Here is a 15,263-nt window from a genome sequence, read left to right on the forward strand (position 1 = left end):
TACCGTCGACCAGAATGCAGTGCCACCGCCGAGCCTCCGTGCGCCGCGAGCGGTGGCAGAGGGTCAGCCGTTCCGGCGCCTGGCAATAGTGTCTGCATAGGCGGTATCAGGTGGGGCTAGAGCCCCGGAGCTACCGCTTCTTGGGCGTGAACGACGTGGTGCACTTCCAGATCGTGTTGCCCTGCTTCGCGGATACCTCCACAACCACCTTGCGTCCGGGTGTTGCACCGGCGATGGGGTACTTGACCGACGCGGTGCCCTTGGTGGAGGCGGTCGCGTACTTGGTGTTCGTGGTGGTCTTGTACTTGGCCTTGGTGGTGACCTTGGAACGTGCCCCCACCTTGGACACGTTTACGTACGTGTTCGTGTACTGGCGGGGCTGAGTCACGGACATGGTGGCCTTGCACGGCTTGACCACCGCGGCTTCGGCAGGTGCGGTGCCGACGGCAACGGTGCCGGAAGCCAAGAACAATGCAATGAGTCCGGTCGTCACAGAACGACGGAAGGATGATGCGGCAATCATGCGCGGATCCTTTGTTACGGGCGATAACTCTCCGAACTCGGAACCAATATTCCGCGTCAGGACGGCCCAGCCAGGCCGTGAGTCCCTCGCCGATCAGGGGGATGCTCACATCATAAGGACACTCATGACCTGCCAGTAACTATTGTCACAAAATGACGCGCACGAGTTTTCCAGGCTGCCGAGGCTGCAGACGCCGCCGCGCCCAGTTCGGCGCACATCGTCACCGCACCGGGCCTCCCACGTTTAACAGCGCCGCGGCCACGCTCGAAAGGAGCGTGGCCGCGGCGTCGTCGGCGGTGCTGTGAAGGCTACTTTTTGCCCGCCCGGAAACCCGCGATGTACGGGTCGTGGTCGGAGGAAGCGATCTCGTTCGCCACGTAGTAGTCGAGCGCGGTGGTGCGGTACTGGCTGTACTGCAGCAGCGGGGACTGGCCGGAGTTGATGTTCCAGGCGTCCGCGCCGGTCATGCGCTTCTTCAAGGACGGCGAGACCAGCATGTGGTCCAGCGAACCCACCTGGCCACCGAACACGTACGTGTAGTCGTCCTCCGTGGCCTGCGCGTAGCCGGCACCGTAGAACTCCTGCATCGGGTCCTCCTGGGCGTAAGAATTGAAGTCACCCAGCACGGCCACGTCCTCGGAGCCCGCGGCCTTGCTCAGCTCGGGGATCCAATTGACGACGGCGCTCGCTTGCGCCACGCGCGCGGCGTTCCAGGCTCCCTGGCCGTCGCCCGAGGCGCGGTTGGGGCCCGTACGAGGCGCGGAACCCTTGGACTTGAAGTGGTTGACCACCACGGTGGTGGGCGCGGCGCCGTGCTTGCCGCCGCCCTTGGTCGAGGTGAAGGTGGCGGCCAGGGGAGTGCGGGCGTTTTCGAAAGCGCCCCCTGCAACGGCCTCGGAACCGAGAGCCTGGGCTCGGCCCACCTGGGTGACCTGCTTGGGCTGATAAATGATGGCGTTGGTGATGAAGTCCTGATCGGCCACGGGCTGCAGCTCGGAGTCGGGCACGGACACTAAGTCCCACTTCTTGAACCCGGCGGCCTTGTTCAGCGCGGCGACGAGGTTCTGCAGGGCCTCGTCCTTGGGCTCACTGAGTTTGACGGAATTCTCCACTTCCATGAGACCGACCACGGAGGCGTCCAACTGGTTGATCGCGGAGACCGTCTTAGCCTGCTGGCGTTGGAAATCGGCCTGGTCGAACGCGCCGCGCACATCGCAGTTCTGGGCCACGTTGTAGGTGCCGTCGGTCGAGTAGTTGCCGCCGCGGCAGCCCTTTTCCTGGCCCACGGTCGTGAAGTAGTTGAGCACGTTGAACGAGGCGATCCGCATCTGCCCGCCCACTGCCGACTTGGGATCGGCCGAGCCCGAGAAGCGTGCCGGTTCCTCACCCGGAACCACAGGGGAGGTCGGCTGGAAGCGCCACTTGTCGAAGCGGTAATCCACGATCACAGGTTCGGTGATGCGCGCGGAATCGCCCACGGCCACGGGATCCTCCCGGGTCAGGTAGGGAACCTGGCGGGGTTCCTGGGTCGGCGACGCCGCGAAGCCCCGGTTGGTCCCGTCATCCAGCGTCACCGAGATGGCACTGTTGCGCTCCGCTTGAGCCTGGGCTTCCGCGCTGCCCGGCCGTGCGACCTGGGTCGGCTGAGCGGGAAGTTCCTTGCCCGCAGCCAGTCCGAGTTCGCCGTAACGGCCCACGCCATAGGTGTCCGCGACCTGGAACTTCTCCTTGGGCTTATACAACATGGACTCGAGGTTCTCGCGGGTCGCGGCTGTGGAGGCCCAGTCGTTCGTGGCGGGCTGCACAGCGGGAAGGTCTTCGGTCACCGGGGTGACCTCGATGTTGCCGGCCAACTGGGTGAGTCCGCGATATTCGCCGGCTTCACCGGTGACCTGCACCCGATCGCCCACTGAGACCGTGGACTGCGTGCTGCCGGTGTAGACGAAAATGCCGGTGGAGGCCTTGCTCGTGTCCACCTTGCCGCCGGTACCGGGAGTCTGAATCACGAAACCGCCGAGCGTGCCCGGGTCACCCGGATACACGGCGGTGACGATTGAGGGTTCGGTGGTGACCGTCTGACCCTTGAGCGGGGTTTCGGCACCGGTGCCCTGAATCTCGGCGATGGACACGGTGTCGTTGGCGGGGATCGCGAACGCTGGCGCCGCGGCAATCCCACTGCACAGCAACATGGCTCCGGTGGAGGCGGCTGCTATCCGGATCCGCAACGAGGGCTTGGATGACTTAACGGGCATGGGTGATCTCCAGATTGTGGTGAAGGGTTATCGCTTGCCCGGAACCTTGACGTCCACCCACACCAGGCGGTGGTCGGAGGTCGGGAACGGGTAGTCGCCGGTCAGCTCGGAGCCGGGCTGGCCAGGTGCGGGCCAGAAAACTCCGGCATCCAGCAACGGCAGATTCTTGGACGGCAACGCGTAGTCCACGCGCAGATTGCCGGGAACGGGGTTGTCATTGAAATCGGCGGTGTCGCGCGCAGGATCTGACTCGTGCGCGAGGTTGGCGCCACCCTGGCGCTCGCTGGCCTCCGCTGCACCGTTCGAGGTCGGCAGCGGATCGCGGACTCGCGAGTTGTTCAGCAACTGGCCGATGGCACCCGGGAACGAATCGCCGTCGTTGGGGTCGGAGTTGTAGTCCCCCACGATCACGAAGCGCTCGCCGCGCGGCAGGCCACCGTGGTGCCCGGCGTCGTCGTAAATGTAGGAGGTGGTCTTGTTGCCCGTGACGTAGTCGGCCCAGAAGCGGATCTCGTCGTTGTTCTTGCGGCCGTTGCGGTCTTCGGGGCCGTCGAAGCTGGGTGGGGTGGGGTGTGCAGCCAGAACGTGCACGGTTTTATTGCCGACGCGCACGGGCACGTCCCAGTGGGACTTGGACGAAAGCCGCAGCTGCTCGGCCTGCTCACGCGTGTAGTAGTCGGTGGGCAGTTGGTTACTGGGCATGTCCTGCCAACGGAAATTCTGGAAGGTGCGCACCTGATCGTGGGCGATCGGATACTTGGAGTAGATCACCATGCCGTACTGGCCGGGGAACAGACCGAAGCCCCAAGCATCGTCGGGCCCGCCCGTCTGCCCGTCCTGGTTGAGATCCAGCCCGGACTGCACACCCGTATTGACCGGCGCCACGTAGTAGTAGGGGTAGTCCACCGGTACCTGACCGTTCTGCCCGACCGAAAGATAGTTGTTGCGGAACGCCTCCGCAGCCTGGCCACCGGGCACGTAGTCGAACTCGTTGACGAGCACCACGTCCGGGTTGTTGATCTGGATGACTTCCGCGATGTTCTTGGCCTGCTGATTGTCCGGCGTGGACAGGTCGCGCAGCAACTGCCCCGCCTCATTGCGGTTCAGGGACGCGTTGTACGTGGCCACGCGCAGCCCGTGCTTGTCGCCGGTCGCATTCGTGCTCTTCGACGACGACGCCGCTCGCCCACCTTCACCAGCCACGGCCGGTGCCGCGGCGCTCACGGCGAGAGCAACGGCGAGTGCACCCGCCGACGAAACGACAAGGGCGCGAGATCGAGCACGCATACGAACCTCCAGGTCAACACACAGTGACCTTGAGCATAAGCGCGATAAACGACCAGGTCGTGGCGGGGAAGTAAAAACTTGGTGGTGGCGGGCTGCTGTGTTGCGGAGTACTGGCGACGCGAGTCCCGGGGAGGGGTGAGTTCGCTGATCACCGTGAGGCTGATGTTCAGCCCATGCCTGACATGACCTGTTCACGATGACGGATGTCCGGCAGACTCGAAGCATGTCTTTCGGTCGTCGTGTCCATGCGCCCCCTGAGTTGGCGGAGCCAGCCTCGAATCCTGGGGATGTCGTGCTCAGGGTTGAACTTCTTGGAATAGAGCCAGTCATTTGGCGGCGCATCCGCGTGGGGCAGGATGCTCGATTGCCCGATCTCCACACGATCGTCAACGCCGCTATGGGGTGGCTGGATTGCCATTTGCACTCGTTCAGAGTTGAAGACAATGCGCCGTTCCTCACGAACATCGACTTGATCGAGGGTTCAGACGCGGGCATTCATGAGGGCTCCGTGCGCGTCAGCCAGGTGTTGTGCTCAGTCGGTGACGAGCTGATGTACGACTATGACTTCGGGGACGGTTGGGAACATCGAATTACTCTCGAGGAGATCCTGCCGAGCATTGAATCCACGGTGCCCCATGTGCTCGACGGGGCCCGGGCCTGCCCACCCGAGGATTGTGGAGGGATCCCCGGCTATGGCGAACTCTTGCGGGCTCGCCAGGCGACTAGCCCTGATGAGCATCAACGGATGCTGTTGGATTGGTGCCCACCGGGATGGGATCCGGAACGCTTCGACGTGGACCGGCATAACCGCGTGGTCAACGCGCTGATGAATCCGCAGCCACTGGACGATGTAAGGCCTGAGCTGATCGAGCTGATCGACTCATCTGCTACGCGGAAAGAACTACTCGTGACGTTGCAGATGACCGAATTCAGCCAACATCCGCCCACGGAACAAGAAATGGCCGACGCGGTTCGGCCGTTTCAACTGCTCCTGGACGCGGTTGATGACGGCGTCACGCTGAGTAAGGCGGGTTGGCTCCCACCCACCGTGGTCAAACGGCTGGCAACGACCCTGGGCGTGCCGTCGTGGATAGGTCAAAACAATAGAGAGCAACACACAAGACCAGTTCAGGACTACCGGCGGACCCTCACACACTTGGGGTTGCTGAAGGTCCGCAAAGGAGAGCTCAGTCGGACGCAGATCGGAATGAAGCTGTCAGGCGACCCGCGTGAACTCTTCTTTTACATCGCCATGAAGTTGCCCCTGGGCCGGGACGATTTCGACCGTCACGCTGGGTGGTTGTGCCTACTCCACCGAGCCGCTGGTATACCCGATTCGACCTACGGCGACTGGGTAGCCGACCAGCTGATGCTGCTCGGCTGGGCCCCGCCGGGTGAGTCTCCAGTCTCCGCGTTCGAGGTGTATGAGGTCACCCGGGATACAGCATGCGCGCTTGGGCGGGATGCATGGGAGCTTTCGATTGTTTCCCAGGAAGGCTCCCTGGCTCTGGCTCAAGCCGCGCTGCTCCGCCCGGATGTTCTTAGATATTCAATATAATGATGGGTCTTCTGAACTCCAACCTCTCACCACTACTCATCAAGGTGTCTATCGCAGCAAGTGATGCTCGATACCTCTAGCCGGCTATTGTTCGCTATGCCAATATATTGATATGGGTCAGCCTGAATTTCACTACGTGGACCAACTTCCCCGCCGCCCGCAGAAGCCTGAGATGCGCCTCGTTGCAAAAGATGGTGTGCGGCTCCGCGAGATGGGCGGCGAATCGTGGCTGGAGGTGGACCCGAGCGCGATCAAAGCGATGGCCTACGAGGCGTTCAGCGATGTATCCCATTTCTTGCGGACCGATCATCTGGCACAGCTGCGGCGAATCCTGGACGACCCGGAGGCCTCACCCAATGACCGCTACGTGGCCCTGGACCTGTTGAAGAACGCCAACGTGTCCTCCGGGGGTGTTCTGCCCATGTGCCAGGACACCGGCACGGCGATCGTTGCGGCCAAGCGGGGTCACCGGGTGATCACTGACGGCAAGGACGCCGAGTACCTTTCGCACGGCATCTTTGACGCTTTCCAGGAGCTCAATCTGCGGTACTCCCAGATGACGCCGGTCTCCATGTGGGACGAGGTCAATACGGGAACCAATCTGCCTGCCCAGATAGAGGTTTCGCTGGGTGAAGGAGCGCAGTACGAGTTCCTCTTCATGGCCAAGGGTGGTGGGAGTGCCAATAAGTCCTTCCTCTACCAGGAGACCAAAGCGCTCCTGGATGAGCAGCGGATGCTGGACTTCCTGCGGGGGGAAGATCGAAAGCCTGGGGACGACGGCCTGCCCGCCGTATCACTTGGCGGTTGTCATTGGTGGTACGTCCGCGGAGTTCGCGCTGAAGACCGCCAAGCTGGCCTCCGCCCACTACCTGGACACCCTGCCCGATCACGGTGAAGGCCTGGGAAACGGCTACCGCGACATGGACTTCGAGGAAAAAGTCTTCGAACTCACCACGCAGCTGGGATTGGGCGTCCAGTTCGGCGGTAAGTACTTCTGCCACGATGTGCGCGTTGTCCGGTTGCCACGCCACGGCGGTTCGCTCCCCGTGGCGCTCGCGGTGTCCTGCTCGGCGGACCGTCAGGTGCTGGGGAAGATCACCTCGGACGGAGTCTTTCTCGAACAGCTCGAGCGGGACCCCGCCCGGTTCATCCCGAGCGCGGGGCTGGAAGAACTGACCGGTCCGGAGGATGTGGTGACCATTGACCTGGACACCTCGATGGGCGAGATTCGGCAGCGACTGAGCCAGTGCGACGTCGGCGCGAGTATCCCTGAACGGGACTCTGATCGTGGCCCGCGATATCGCCCACGCGGAAATGCGCGCGAAACTAGAGCGGGGCGAAGACCTGCCCGACTACATGCTCAAACACCCCGTTTACTACGCCGGGCCGGCCAAGACTCCGGATGGCATGGCGTCCGGATCGTTCGGGCCGACCACTGGTGGCCGGATGGACGGATACGTCGAAGATTTCCAGTCGCGGGGTGGTTCATTGGTGATGCTGGCAAAAGGCAACCGGTCCGCCTCCGTGACCCAATCGTGTGAACGCCATGGTGGCTTCTATTTGGGTTCGGTGGGCGGACCGGCTGCCCGGTTGGCTCAGGACTGCATCACGTCAGTCGAGGTGCTCGACTATGAACACCTGGGAATGGAAGCAGTCTTCAAGATCACTGTGGAAGATTTCCCCGCTTTTGTCGTTGTCGATGACAAGGGCAACGACTTCTTCCAGGATGGAGGTGCGACCGTTGTCCCCCTGGGTCGCACTCGGCTGGTAGATCACCCCTGATGTTTCGGGCCTAGTCAAAGTCCGATGCGTACTTTTGGCGCTCATCGAGCTCTTCGGTCAATTCCTCGACGCGATCCAGCGTGGCAGGATCTGCGCCCTCCGGATTGGTGAGGTATTCGCGTTCGAGCTGCCGACATACCCGGCCGTGAAGGGCCATTACCGTCATCAAGTCAAGGTCTGCCAGCTCGCTGGGGAACTGATCTGCTGGAGCCAGGAAGGTGCTGGCGGGGTCGAGCCGTCGGGAGTCAGTGGGCGCACTTTGGGGAGTGCTCGAGGGGGTCGTGGGAATGATGATTTCGCTCATGATGCACCTTCCTTGTGGGGCGCTGCTACCAGGCTCGTGTAAGTGCTCGATGCGCCTATGTCGACAGTTGCGTGATGGCGGGGGAGGTGGGCGGGAACCACGAATTGAACGGGTGGCCCGTTGCCCAGGGATACCTCGTTATCGACGGCATCGCGCAGCAACTCCAATCCAGCCGCGTCAACATGGCGCGTGGGGGTTGCGTCTACGGTGACGTGAATGCCGGGCGTGAGTTTGCGAGCCCGGCGGATGAGGGGCAGAAGAGCCGACTGGCTAAACCTGGTCAGGCATCCTGCGGTGATGATCCGGATATTTTTTCCGTCCATGTCGATCTGGACGGTTACAGAAATTTTATGGTCCACTCGTGCAGCCTTCCTCCATGTTAGGGGGTGGCCGCGGCTTGACCTACAGCTAAGCCCAATGGACTACCAGTGAGTAGGGAACGTTTTCCCAGATAAGCGGTAATTTGGACGCAAAGTGTTAACGTTCAAAATGAGTGCGACCGGGCCCGCCGCCCATTTTTGCCACCAGCTCGGCGGCGAGGTCACGCAGCTTGATATTGCGGTGGTTGGAGGCCGCAGTGAGGATATCCACGGCCTCACCTTGCGAACATCGGTTCTGTCCCATGACGATCCCCACGGCAAGGTTGATCACCGTGCGTGAGTTGATGGCGGCCGTCAGGTCCTTTTCTACGTCCCGCTGACTTTCCAACCTCAAAGCGAGACGCAGTGCGCTGGAGACGGCCGCGACTTCCTGCTCGATCAGCTCCACTGCGGGGACGTCGAAGGCGCGGGGACGGGTCGCATAGACATCCAGTCCCGCGGCGGCCCCGCTTTCCAGCTCCATGGGTACCCCCAGAATCGAGTAGGTTCCCATTTCCGCCGCGGCTTTCCCATACTCCGGCCAGCGAGTATCCGATCGAGTATCGGGGACGTACACCACCTGTTTGTCCCGGGCTGCGGTCAGGCAGGGACCATCGCCGTGATGGAACTGGAGCTCATCAAGGTCTTCCAGGAGCTCGTGCGAAGAAGCCGTTGGAGTGGTGCGCTTGGGGCGCAACAGGGTCACTGAGCAATAGACCTCGTTCCGGTTATCGGAAATAGTCCGGGCCAGGTTGACCGTGAAAACGTTGAGAAATTCGGAGATGTTTTCACTGTCGAGCAGCAGTTGTTGGATCTGCTCGTGTGAAAGGTCGTCGGCCTCGCGGTCGGTCATGGACTGCTCCTTTGCAGCTGTGCCGAACTCCCCGAACGGATCGATTCGGGGCCAGAAGTTTCAGCCCAGTCTAGTCTTCCACGACCTCTTTGCCTTCAGGGTCTTCCCGTTCATCGGGAGTCGGCCCGTCAACCGGTGAGGTTCGACGGCGCAGGATATCGGCCGAGTACGGAGCCCGAGGGGGAGCCTGCTCTGCGAGGAGTTCATTAGCGGCTTGGGCGAGGAGGTCGCGTTGGAGGCGCGGCAGGACCAAGGAGTGGTGGAGGAAGGCGTCCATCTCGAACTCGCTGATGCTCCCACCAATGCTGAAGAAGTACAGCCACAAGCGACCTTGGTCTATATTGGCTGCGCGCATGGTCGCCAATAACTGTCGCGCCTGTTCGTAGCCGACAGAAGCGTCATCGGACTCATGTGATTTCACGGTGATTCGCCCTGCTTCTCCCAATCAGTCAAGATTTCGGAGGCCACGTCGATGACGCGGCGATTGCTGGTTCTCGCCCGTTCCAGCAAACGGGTGCGCGCTACATCCCGGTTCAAATGCTCCTGAGCCATGAGGACACCCGCAGCCAAGCCGATGGTGTCCCGTGTGGTCAAAGCGTCCGTCAACGCTTTACTCAGTCGCACCGGGGTGTCGATGCTCTGCGCTGTGCCCAGCAGCGTGGCAGCGGCATCGGCCAGCAATCCTAGAAGGTGCACCTCTGTCTCGCCAAAGGCATGGGGCTCTGCCGCGTAGACCTTCAAGGCACCAACATGACGTCCTCGGTAAATCATGGGGGAGCTCAGGATCGATCCGATCCCCATGGAGGACACGGCCCCGATCCAATCCGGCCAGCGGGTTTCGGTGGCGGTGTCGTCTACACGTTGGGGTTCACCGGTTGCCCATGCGCTCAAGCAGGGGCCTTGTCCCAATTCGTATTGCAGAGCGTCGATCGCCTCCACGGTGGGATCGGTGGAAGCACTGGATAGTCGCTTGCCATCTTCATCGAGGAGGGAGAAGCCGGCGCCGGTTGCGGAGGGAACGGTCTGATGAGCGGCCCAAGCGAGTTTGCTGGCCGCAGAGGTGGCGTCCTTCTCGTTCAGGATCATCCCGGACAGGTGCGCGAAGATCCTACCGAGTTCAACGGGTGTGGAATCAAATGACATGATGTGCGCCGTTCTTTGGGTGGCCGGTCAAAGTGGGATGGCATCTGCCCCAAAGTGATATGCGAGTTTCCAGCCGAAGTCAGAAAATCAACTTACGAACCACTGTACTCGGGAAGTGCGGTTTCACTCGGGAAGGTGACAGGTGATTCTTAGAGCTCGAGCACCCGCGCGTGGATGACCGAGCGATGGTGGAGCGCGGTACGGAGGGCACGGTGGACGCCGTCCTCCAGGTAAAGCGTGCCGTTCCAGGAGACGACATGCGGGAAAAGGTCACCGAAAAAAGTGGAATCGGCGTCCAGGAGTTTTGACAGATCCAGCATGGACTGTGTGGTCACCAGGTCGGCGAGTCTCACTTGCTTGGGTGGAATTTTCGACCAGTCAGAGGGTGTGACCAGGCCGTGTTCGGGGTAGGGGCGTGAATCGCCCACGGCCTTGAAGATCATTGGTTCAGCCTAATGTGTTGCGCTCCTGCGATGAGGTGTGGTTCCGATGGGGGGACTTCTTACGAAACCACGCTCAAGGCCGGTCGCGCCAAAGGCAACTGAACGGGGCGGAAGTTCTGATCGAACTGGGCGCCCAGGCCACGCTGGATGAACAGAACGGTCGCATCGGTCCGTTCCTTCTGAGCTCGCTCGCTCTCGGCGCCATGACTGCGGTCCGCTGTGGACGCGAGTGAACCGTGCACGAGCTGGGTGAGCTGGGCGGGATCGGTGCGGGGGAGGTAACCCTCGGACATGGCGCGTTCCAGGATGCCCACCAGGACCCCTTGGAGCTTGCCCACGTGCGCGCCCAGCTTGGCAAAATCCTCGGGTGCGAGCACGGTCTTCATCGCCTCGCCGGGGGGCAAGTGACGACGGCTCATGTCCTCAAGCTGTGCCCGTACGTAGATGCCCAACTGATCGATGGGATTGTCGGTCTCGGTCAGATCCCGCTCCAGATCCGCGACGAACCGTTCGGTCTCGTCCAGCGCATAGGCGACCAGCAGCTCACCCATGTCCGCGAAGTAGTTGTAGACGGCGGTGCGCCCCACGCCCGCGGTCTTTGCCACCTGGGTCATGGTCAGATCGGTGAGCCCTTGGGTGTAGAGCAGTTCTCCAAACGCGGTGAGGATCGCACGCTGGGTGCGCTCTCGCTGGGCGGCGTTACTGGAGGCTGTAATGCGGGGCATGATGACACCTTATCTGATTCTGTCAGTAAAGCGGGGAAGGTCTGACCTAGGCGGGTGACGGTCTGTCATTACATTCAACGGCACGGGGTGCCAGATGTAATCCAGGCGCAGCGATCTCACTGAGATCTTTCAGGAAACGTCCCGCTTGTGCTCCGAAATGCCGACGACGCCGCGCTCGCCGGCCCCAGCGTGGGGAACCGGTGCGCGCGGCGTCGTCGATCGTGGGAGTCAGGACTCGGCGGCGAGCCCGCCCTGCCACAGGGATTCGAACGGGAGGTGAGAATCGAGTCGGTGGCGGATGCCGGCGGAAACGAACGCCTTGGCGGTGCGAGCTGCGTCGATCTCGGACGCGCCCTTGGCCAGCTCGGCGGCAACCGCGGCGGCCAACGAGCAGCCCGCACCCGAGACCGGAACCTCGCCCACCTTGGGTTCGCTGAGCACCTCGAGTTCGGAGCCGTCGTAGAAGACGTCCACGGCGTCCGGGCCGGACAGACGCACGCCGCCCTTGGCCAGCACGGTGGCGCCGGAGGAATCGTGGATGCGTTTGGCGGCTCCCTTGAGATCCTCCACGTTGTTGATCTCGTTCATGCCGGACAGCGACAACGATTCGAAGTGGTTGGGCGTCACGAACGTGGCCAACGGCAGCACCTCGGCCTTGAGCGCCTGATCAGTGTCCAGGGCCGCGCCGGGCTCTTGACCCTTGCAGATCAGCACGGGGTCCAGCACCAAGTGACGCGGCTTGAGCTCGGTCATGGCCTTGGCCACGGTGTGGATCGTGTCCGGTGAACCGAGCATGCCGATCTTGACGGCGTCCAGGTCGTACGCGGCAGAAATGGTCTGCAGCTGATTGGCCAGGGTCTCCTGGTCAACCGGAGTCAGGCGATGGGCCCAGTCATTCTCCGGATCGAACGCCACAATGCAGGTCAGCGCCAGGGAGCCGAAAACTCCCAGCGAAGTGAAAGTCTTGATATCCGCAAGCGCGCCGGCCCCGCCGGTGACTTCGGAACCGGCAATCGTCATGGCAACGGGAGGTTGCGGGCGGGAAAGTTCAGTCATGGGGATATTGTGCTCCTGCAATCCCCGTGCTCGCGAATTCAACGCAACAGGCGTAACCATTACACTGATCCACGACGCCGGGTGGCAGACGACGTCGCACCAGTTCCCTTGATTCCGTGGAGAGTTTGTCGTGCCCAATTCCGCCACCCCGGTCACCCGTGACGTTTCCTCAACCGCGTCCGCGCCCGACGCCGCCGGCCCCGCTTTCGCGCGCCGCCCCCGTACGTACTTCGACCTGATTCTGGCCGCCTATTGCGTGATCCTTGTGCTCTCCAACATCGGAGCGACCAAGGGTGTGGAGTTCGGTCCCATCATCACCGACGGTGGGTTCTTCCTGTTCCCGTTGGCTTATGTGCTGGGCGATGTGGTGTCCGAGGTTTACGGCTTCAGGGCTGCTCGCAAGGCCATCATCACGTCCTTCGTGTTCGGTGCGTTCTCCTCCGCAGTGTTCTGGATCGTGATCATCCTGCCGCCCGCTGAGTTCTACGAGAACCAGAGCGCATTCGAAGCCGTGCTGGGCCCGGTCCCGCTCATTGTGGTCGGTTCGCTACTGGGCTACTTGGTCGGCCAGCTACTCAACGCCTACGTGATGGTCAAGGTCAAAGCCAAGACCAAGGAGAAGCACCTGTGGGCCCGCCTCATCGGCTCCACCATGGTGGGTGAGCTGGTCGACACCATCATCTTCTGCTCGATCGCGGCACCGATCATCGGCATCGATTCGTGGTCCGGGTTCCTCAACTACGTGATCGTGGGCTACGTGTACAAGTGCCTGGTCGAGGTGCTCCTCATGCCCGTCACGTACGCCGTGATCGGGTGGATCAAGCGCCGCGAGCCGAGCTACGGAACGGTTCGGAGCGACGTCGAAACCCGCGCGTAGTTCACGGGTCTCGGCCCATTGGGGTGCGGCCGCAGTGTGAGATCGGGACTGAAACTCAGTCAGTAGCCGAGGTAGGCGAGCTGCGCGGCGATGGAGTGCTCAGCCGCGCGGCGGACTCCCTCCGGTACGTCCGCGTAGACGGCGTCCGTGATGGCCTCGAGGCTCGCGCCGCTGCCCAGCTCGTTGAGCACCGAACGCACCTGATCCAGGCGTTCCAGGCGGTGTTCAGTGAGCTCCTCGCAAATCTCTTGGATATCGTGCAGCGGGCCGGCGTGGGCTGGCAGCACCATGGCACCCGAATGCCGACCCAAGACGTTGAGCGAGCGCAGGTAATCGCCGAGTGAGCCGTCCGGGTAATCAATCATGGTGGAACCGCGGCCCAGGATCGTGTCCCCGGTGATGATGGTTTCCGGTTCGTCGTGCGGAATTCTGAAGCTCACGGAGTCCGACGTATGGCCGGGGGTCGCGATGACCTGAATCCGCATTCCTGCGGCCACGATCGTGTCTCCATCGCTGAGCGGTTCGCCGTCCCGGCAGTGATCAGGTAGTGCCGCCCGAACGGGGGCGCCCGTCAGCTCGTGGAGCCGGTCGATGCCGTCCGTGTGGTCACCGTGGCGGTGTGTGATCAGAATCAGCACGACGTTACCGACATCCACGATCGCCTTGAGATGGCCGAGATCCTCCGGCCCGGGATCCACCACCACGACATCACTGCCGGGCCACGAACCACGGCCCTGCGCCGAGGGGTGACTGCCGTAATGGGCATGCTCCGGATCGGAACCCGGCGCGGACAGGATCCACGTGTTGGTTCCGTCCAACGTCATGGGCCCGGGATTGGGCGCCAGGATCACTCCCGCGCACGCGCTGACCCGGCGAAGCTCGCCGGGGTGGGCGTGTGGCTGGTCCGTGTCCATTTAGATCCGGTTCTCCTGCACGGCCGCAGCAATGGTGTCGAAGGCGGTGAGGGTGGTCAGCAGCATCCACGCGTCTTGCGGCACCGGCCAGCTCGAGAGCTTGGTGGCGACCACGCGGGCCGGGCGGTTGATATAGATCATTTGTCCGTGGATGCCCAGGGCAAGGATCACGTCCGAACCTTCGCGCGGAATCCAGAACTGGTTTCGGTACATGCCGCCGGGCATCCGGGTGTCCGTGGGGGAATCCGCGAAAACCTGCCGGGAATCAGGGCCACCCGCCATGGTGTCGTAGATCCATTCCGCGGGGGTCACCCGGGCGCCGGTCATGGACACACCGTCACCCAGGACCACGCGGCCCACTCGAGCGATATCGCGCAGGGAGGCGGAAATGCCGCCGTCGAACATGCCGGTGCCGGTGCTGTCCACACCAATGTTGGCGTCCTCTTCTGCACCGATGCGACTCCACAGCATGCGGGACATCAACTGCTGCATGCGTGCACCGCCGGCGGCCTCGCAGACCCAACCGAGCACATCGGTTTCCGCCGAGCGGTACTCGAACACGCCTCCGTGCTCGCGGACCTTCTTCAGGCCCAGCAGGAATTCGTACATGCTGCGCGGGCCGGGGTGGGTCCAGGGCTTCCACCCGATGGCTTCCTCGAGCTGGCGGACCTCTGCATCCGGGTCCGTGTACTCCTCGGAGAAGCGCACGCCCGTCCGCATGTCCAAGAGGTTCCGCACAGTGGCGCCCGCGTACCCCGAATATGCCAATTGCGGTACGTAGGCGGTCACGGGTGCGTCCAGGTGGAGGAGGCCCGAGCCCCAGAGTGATCCTGCAACGAGCGAGACCAGGGACTTACTCACGGACATCAGCAAGTGCTTGGTGCCCGGAGCCATGCCACCGGGGTAATGCTCGGCCAGGATCTTGCCGTCATGTTCGACCAACCAGCCGTCGGTGTAGGTCCAGTCCATGACTTCGCCCACGGTGAGAAATCGACCGTCAACCGTGACAAGGGGGAGGTTCTCCACGGGTGCGGGAGTACTCTCGAACGGAGCTGCCGGTGCCGCGGCGCGCGAAATGGCCGCGGTGGGCAGGATGTCCGCAATGTGCTGGAACGACCACGCGAGTTGCTCGGGGGTCTGCCAGTTGTTGAGAGTGACTCCCATACCCGGGGAGCCGCTGGTCTCGC

The 15,263-nt window shown here is 62.6% G+C and carries 15 protein-coding genes and 1 pseudogene; 3 read left to right on the forward strand and 13 right to left on the reverse strand.

Translation table 11 applies throughout. The features are described 5' to 3' along the window. Window positions 1-130 precede the first annotated feature (130 nt). The 3 genes from CKW39_RS00415 to CKW39_RS00425 all read right to left on the reverse strand — a co-directional run bounded on the left by CKW39_RS00415 (window position 131) and on the right by CKW39_RS00425 (window position 4,062). The gene (locus CKW39_RS00415; protein WP_095796238.1) at window positions 131-523 is read right to left on the reverse strand and encodes a hypothetical protein; all 393 of its coding nucleotides are present in this window, start codon (window positions 521-523) and stop codon (window positions 131-133) included. 308 nt (window positions 524-831) lie between these two features. Then, window positions 832-2,775, reverse strand: coding sequence for an ExeM/NucH family extracellular endonuclease (locus CKW39_RS00420; protein ID WP_095796239.1), 1,944 nt, complete (start codon window positions 2,773-2,775; stop codon window positions 832-834). A gap of 27 nt (window positions 2,776-2,802) precedes the next feature. Beyond that, on the reverse strand, window positions 2,803-4,062 hold the full coding sequence (locus tag CKW39_RS00425) for an endonuclease/exonuclease/phosphatase family protein (RefSeq protein ID WP_254049199.1): 1,260 nt from the start codon (window positions 4,060-4,062) through the stop codon (window positions 2,803-2,805). Window positions 4,063-4,285: 223 nt separating this feature from the next. Here CKW39_RS00425 and CKW39_RS00430 point away from each other — a divergent pair, with 223 nt between their 5' ends. Together CKW39_RS00430 and CKW39_RS00435 are read left to right on the forward strand one after the other, a co-directional pair. Continuing rightward, entirely contained in the window at window positions 4,286-5,620 is a 1,335-nt protein-coding gene (locus tag CKW39_RS00430) for a plasmid pRiA4b ORF-3 family protein (RefSeq protein ID WP_158222887.1), read from the forward strand. Between the two features lie 112 nt (window positions 5,621-5,732). Beyond that, window positions 5,733-7,402 (forward strand): annotated as a pseudogene (locus tag CKW39_RS00435) (FumA C-terminus/TtdB family hydratase beta subunit). A 10-nt stretch (window positions 7,403-7,412) separates the two neighbouring features. Here the strand turns inward: CKW39_RS00435 and CKW39_RS00440 are convergent. The 8 genes from CKW39_RS00440 to CKW39_RS00475 all read right to left on the reverse strand — a co-directional run bounded on the left by CKW39_RS00440 (window position 7,413) and on the right by CKW39_RS00475 (window position 12,285). Beyond that, the gene (locus CKW39_RS00440) at window positions 7,413-7,706 is read right to left on the reverse strand and encodes a hypothetical protein (protein ID WP_095796241.1); all 294 of its coding nucleotides are present in this window, start codon (window positions 7,704-7,706) and stop codon (window positions 7,413-7,415) included. Next, window positions 7,703-8,065 (reverse strand): hypothetical protein, encoded by a 363-nt coding sequence (locus CKW39_RS00445; RefSeq protein WP_095796242.1) that lies wholly within the window; start codon window positions 8,063-8,065, stop codon window positions 7,703-7,705. The genes CKW39_RS00440 and CKW39_RS00445 overlap by 4 nt, the downstream gene beginning before the upstream one ends. A 118-nt stretch (window positions 8,066-8,183) precedes the next feature. Continuing rightward, a complete protein-coding gene (locus tag CKW39_RS00450; protein ID WP_095796243.1) occupies window positions 8,184-8,918 on the reverse strand; it encodes a GAF and ANTAR domain-containing protein in 735 nt (244 codons plus the stop codon). Between the two features lie 70 nt (window positions 8,919-8,988). Next, a complete protein-coding gene (locus CKW39_RS15565) occupies window positions 8,989-9,339 on the reverse strand; it encodes a hypothetical protein (protein ID WP_216823132.1) in 351 nt (116 codons plus the stop codon). Beyond that, on the reverse strand, window positions 9,336-10,061 hold the full coding sequence (locus tag CKW39_RS00460; protein ID WP_095796244.1) for a GAF and ANTAR domain-containing protein: 726 nt from the start codon (window positions 10,059-10,061) through the stop codon (window positions 9,336-9,338). The genes CKW39_RS15565 and CKW39_RS00460 overlap by 4 nt, the downstream gene beginning before the upstream one ends. A gap of 149 nt (window positions 10,062-10,210) precedes the next feature. Further along, window positions 10,211-10,504, reverse strand: a complete 294-nt coding sequence (locus CKW39_RS00465) for a type II toxin-antitoxin system VapB family antitoxin (protein ID WP_016997782.1) — start codon at window positions 10,502-10,504, stop codon at window positions 10,211-10,213. A 59-nt stretch (window positions 10,505-10,563) separates the two neighbouring features. Then, complete coding sequence (locus CKW39_RS00470) at window positions 10,564-11,229, reverse strand: TetR/AcrR family transcriptional regulator (protein ID WP_095796245.1); 666 nt, start codon at window positions 11,227-11,229, stop codon at window positions 10,564-10,566. A 228-nt stretch (window positions 11,230-11,457) separates the two neighbouring features. Continuing rightward, on the reverse strand, window positions 11,458-12,285 hold the full coding sequence (locus CKW39_RS00475; protein ID WP_095796246.1) for a hydroxymethylpyrimidine/phosphomethylpyrimidine kinase: 828 nt from the start codon (window positions 12,283-12,285) through the stop codon (window positions 11,458-11,460). Window positions 12,286-12,415: 130 nt separating this feature from the next. Here CKW39_RS00475 and CKW39_RS00480 point away from each other — a divergent pair, with 130 nt between their 5' ends. Beyond that, window positions 12,416-13,162, forward strand: a complete 747-nt coding sequence (locus tag CKW39_RS00480; protein WP_095796247.1) for a queuosine precursor transporter — start codon at window positions 12,416-12,418, stop codon at window positions 13,160-13,162. Between the two features lie 59 nt (window positions 13,163-13,221). Here CKW39_RS00480 and CKW39_RS00485 read toward each other — a convergent pair whose 3' ends face one another. Together CKW39_RS00485 and CKW39_RS00490 are read right to left on the reverse strand one after the other, a co-directional pair. Beyond that, complete coding sequence (locus CKW39_RS00485) at window positions 13,222-14,076, reverse strand: MBL fold metallo-hydrolase (RefSeq protein WP_095796248.1); 855 nt, start codon at window positions 14,074-14,076, stop codon at window positions 13,222-13,224. Then, a complete protein-coding gene (locus tag CKW39_RS00490; protein WP_095796622.1) occupies window positions 14,077-15,240 on the reverse strand; it encodes a serine hydrolase in 1,164 nt (387 codons plus the stop codon). Between the last annotated feature and the right edge of the window lie 23 nt (window positions 15,241-15,263).

Origin of the sequence: Kocuria sp. WRN011, from assembly GCF_002295155.1 — a bacterium.
GTDB lineage: Bacteria > Actinomycetota > Actinomycetes > Actinomycetales > Micrococcaceae > Kocuria > Kocuria carniphila.